This window comes from Eubacterium sp. MSJ-13 (genome assembly GCF_018918235.1).
GTDB lineage: Bacteria > Bacillota > Clostridia > Lachnospirales > Lachnospiraceae > Butyribacter.
In genome coordinates, this window is sequence record NZ_JAHLQE010000084.1 from 1 (window position 1) to 3,636 (window position 3,636).

The 3,636-nt window shown below is 35.1% G+C and carries 3 protein-coding genes; 1 reads left to right on the forward strand and 2 read right to left on the reverse strand.

Going from position 1 to position 3,636, the window contains the following annotated elements; genetic code table 11:
* Positions 1-395: 395 nt before the first annotated feature.
* Positions 396-1,343, reverse strand: a complete 948-nt coding sequence (locus KQI69_RS05170) for a leucine-rich repeat domain-containing protein (RefSeq protein WP_216564280.1) — start codon at positions 1,341-1,343, stop codon at positions 396-398.
* Between the two features lie 223 nt (positions 1,344-1,566).
* Between KQI69_RS05170 and KQI69_RS05175 the strand changes: the two genes are divergently transcribed.
* Positions 1,567-2,409, forward strand: a complete 843-nt coding sequence (locus KQI69_RS05175; protein ID WP_216564281.1) for a LysR family transcriptional regulator — start codon at positions 1,567-1,569, stop codon at positions 2,407-2,409.
* Here the strand turns inward: KQI69_RS05175 and KQI69_RS05180 are convergent.
* The gene (locus tag KQI69_RS05180; RefSeq protein WP_216564282.1) at positions 2,402-3,517 is read right to left on the reverse strand and encodes a metallophosphoesterase; all 1,116 of its coding nucleotides are present in this window, start codon (positions 3,515-3,517) and stop codon (positions 2,402-2,404) included. The genes KQI69_RS05175 and KQI69_RS05180 overlap by 8 nt on opposite strands.
* Positions 3,518-3,636: the final 119 nt, after the last annotated feature.

Sequence of the window (3,636 nt, forward strand, 5' to 3'; positions counted from 1 at the left end):
GTGAAATATAATATATTTCACATATAAGATTTGTGTCAAGTGTGCGCAGACACAAATCTTGCGTGTCAAAAATTTTATTTTTCGCGCTAAAAACTCATTTTCCTTCATAAATCAAGAAACTTTTTACGGTTTTAATTATAATATTTACTCAAGCAAAAGAACAATATATGCTTTCAATACTACTATTCATTTGATGCATACTAAATATTGGATTTACCAACAAAATATGTTAAACTCCAATCTTTGACAGTTGGAAAGTCCAAAAACGGTTGTAATAAAAGCCTATTTATTATTCCAGATTTTATTTTTGCCTCCGCTGATATAAGCTATAAAAATAGCCTTGAATCGTAAATTTACACAATTCAAGGCTATTTGATTATAACATATCAGTCGCTTTACGCATAAATGATATTATCATTTAAATTTGTGCAGCCATCAAAGGCACTCTCATAACAATTAATGTGTTCTGAATGCACTCTTATTTCTTTAAGATTAACACAGTCAGCAAAAGCATACTGTCCTATCAATTCTATACTTTCTGGAAGTTCTATCGCAGTAAGTCCTGTACATCCACTAAATGCGCAATCTCCAATCTCCTTTATTCCATCAACAACAATAGAATCCATACAGCCTGCTATAAGAACATCATCTTTTTTATCTATAATAGCGTTACAGTCATTGCGGCTGTCATAATAATGATTTGCCGCATCTACTTTAATTGATTTCAATTTATCACAACCATAAAATACTCCACTTATATATGACTGTTCATTGCCATTATCATCTTTATCTGTATGATTGATATTTATATTTTTTACATTTTTAGGTATATATATACTCTCCATACTCTTGCAGCTATCAAATGCTAATGCATCAATCTCAGTTACACTTTCAGGGATATTTATATTTTTTAAACTAATGCATCCACTAAACATACCTTCGCTCAATGTAGTTATCCCATCAGGAATTGTTATATCTGTCAGACTTTCACATCCTTCAAACGCATATTCATCTATATTTTTTACACTTTGCGGTATTTTGATCTTTGTTAAACTCTTACAACCAGTAAATGCTCTATATCCTATTTCTGTAATATTTCCGGCTATATATATACTTTTTAAATTAGTACAACCTGTAAACGCAGCAATTGATATTGATTTGACACTTTCTGGTATAGATACACCTACTACATTTTCATTCATATATAATACTGATACTATCAGATTACCTCCAACCATATCTGCACCAATATCTGTAACACCCTCTTTTATGTTCAAATAAAATGGCTCATTTATGTTCTTAATTTCATCGCGGTTTGTTCCATCATATTCAACTACTTTCACACCATCTGGTATTTCAGGCCCATTTTTATCATCAGGCTTTGCTGTAGCTATTTTAACTCAAAGATTTATATAAAATTTCCGACTCATGGATATCTCAATTCAATATTTGAACCAATAAAAAAGCATAAATCTGTTCTATCTGGTATAATGGAATTGATTTGTTATATTTACACAATCAACACAACCTAAATAAACTACAACAATTTCAGGAGGTAACCATTCAATGTTAGAAACCTACCAGCTTGAACAGCTTATCGCTTTTGCCGAGTACAAAACACTCTCAAAAGCTGCTGAAGTACTTCATATATCACAACCCTCCCTTAGCCGTACTATGCAGCAGATTGAGAGTGAATTTGAAGTTTCTCTTTTTGAAAGACAGAAAAATAAGATTGTTCTCAATGAAAACGGCAGACTTGCGGTTGCCTATGCGAAAAAGATAACTGATGATATTAACGATATGATTTTTCGTGTACGCTCATTTGACCGCATGAATAATACGATAAGTATCGGTTCATGCGCTCCTATGCCAATCGAACTTTTGACTAAGCTGCTCCGCAGTGTTTACCCAGACATGACTCTTTCCTCCGAAATAAAAAAGACTGACTTATTAACAGCCGGCCTTTTTAAAGACACTTATGATTTTATTATCTTACCAAAAAAGCCCGCTAATACTAACGGACTTTTTGTTAAAACTTTTTCCGAAGAACACCTCATGTTCTGTCTGCCTGACACACACAAGTTTGCACATGAGAGAAGCCTGCACCTTTCTGACATAAACGGCGAAAATATGATAGTCATGCCTAATTTAGGTTTCTGGCGTGACATAATCGACGAAAAAATGCCTGACTCAAAATTTATTGAACAGACCGACAGGGCAGCATTTGAAGGGCTGATACCAGCCTCCACTCTGCCTTACTTTACCACAGATATTGCCCTCAATGACTATTTGCAGCCAAAAAACCGTGTGCATATTCCTATCCTAGACCCAGAGGTTAATGTAACATTTTTTATCGTATTTAAGGAAAGTAAAAAACAGAAGTTTTCCCAGTTGCTAAAACTTATTTAATATTTATAACCACATACTCCGAATGTCTTTCTGTTCGCAGCGGAACTCCCCAGCCTGCTATTCCTGAAGTAACTATTGCGTGCAGTTGTTCCACATTCTTTTCACCATAATTCATTTCGTCAAAATGGAACAATGATGCGAACAGTCCCGCCGGCCATATCTGTCCTGCATGGGTATGTCCTGATATTATCATGTCACCGCCTGCATTTTTTACATTCTCATAATCGGCAGGCTGATGGTCAAGTACTATTAGCTCCTGATTTTTGTCAACATCTTTTACCAGTTCTTTTATATCTTCCCTTTGCATATCACCGCTGCCCCTGTCAGCTCTGCCTATCAATGTTACTTCATTGTTTATCGAGAAACTTTCATCCTCAAGAATTTTAATTCCTGACTTTGTAATCGTATCGGCAAGCTGCTCTGATGAATAATTCGGCTCTGTCGTGTAATTGTTTTTGTCATGATTTCCATAAACATAATAGACACCGTATGTACTCTTTATCTTGCCAAGAATACTAAATGCAGATTTCATCTGTGCTTTTGTCGTACTCTCATCGACAATGTCACCGTCAAGCACAACAATATCCGCTTTTTCTTTATCTATCCTGTCAGCAACCTTTTGCAGACCAGAGTCACTCAATGATATACCATAATGCAGGTCAGACAACACAACCATCTTATATCCATCTTTCCTGATATTTTTATTTGCCGAAACATTATACTCTGTCCTCACCACATGAAAAATATTGTATCTTCCATAACCACAGATAATCGCCGTCATAAGAACAGCCACTATGCAGCTTTTATAAATCCTGTTCCACAAAAGCTGTTTTTTGCTTTCCTTACATACTTTCTTAACAATAAAAGCAATAATATCAATAAGTACCAAACAGACTATAAGGTGCAAAAAAACAACAAACCATAAGGTAAACGCTTTCGTTGCCGGCAATATCAGGATAACTTCTGTAAGTCCCGAAATCATCCTTCTCTTTCTCTTTGAAAATCCACTAAAAAAATACGAAACCGCACCGGAAATCTTGCGGTAAACATAAACAACCGCTGCAATTAAAAATAAAAGTGGCAACACCAGCCATCTAAACATCATCATTTGTTCTTCGTCCTTTCTATCTTCTAATTCTCATAGATATTTACGAAACTGTCATAAACTGTGAGTCAAGCGGATATTCGCAATCCGCTTTGCTACTTGCTCATAACACTATTAGCTGC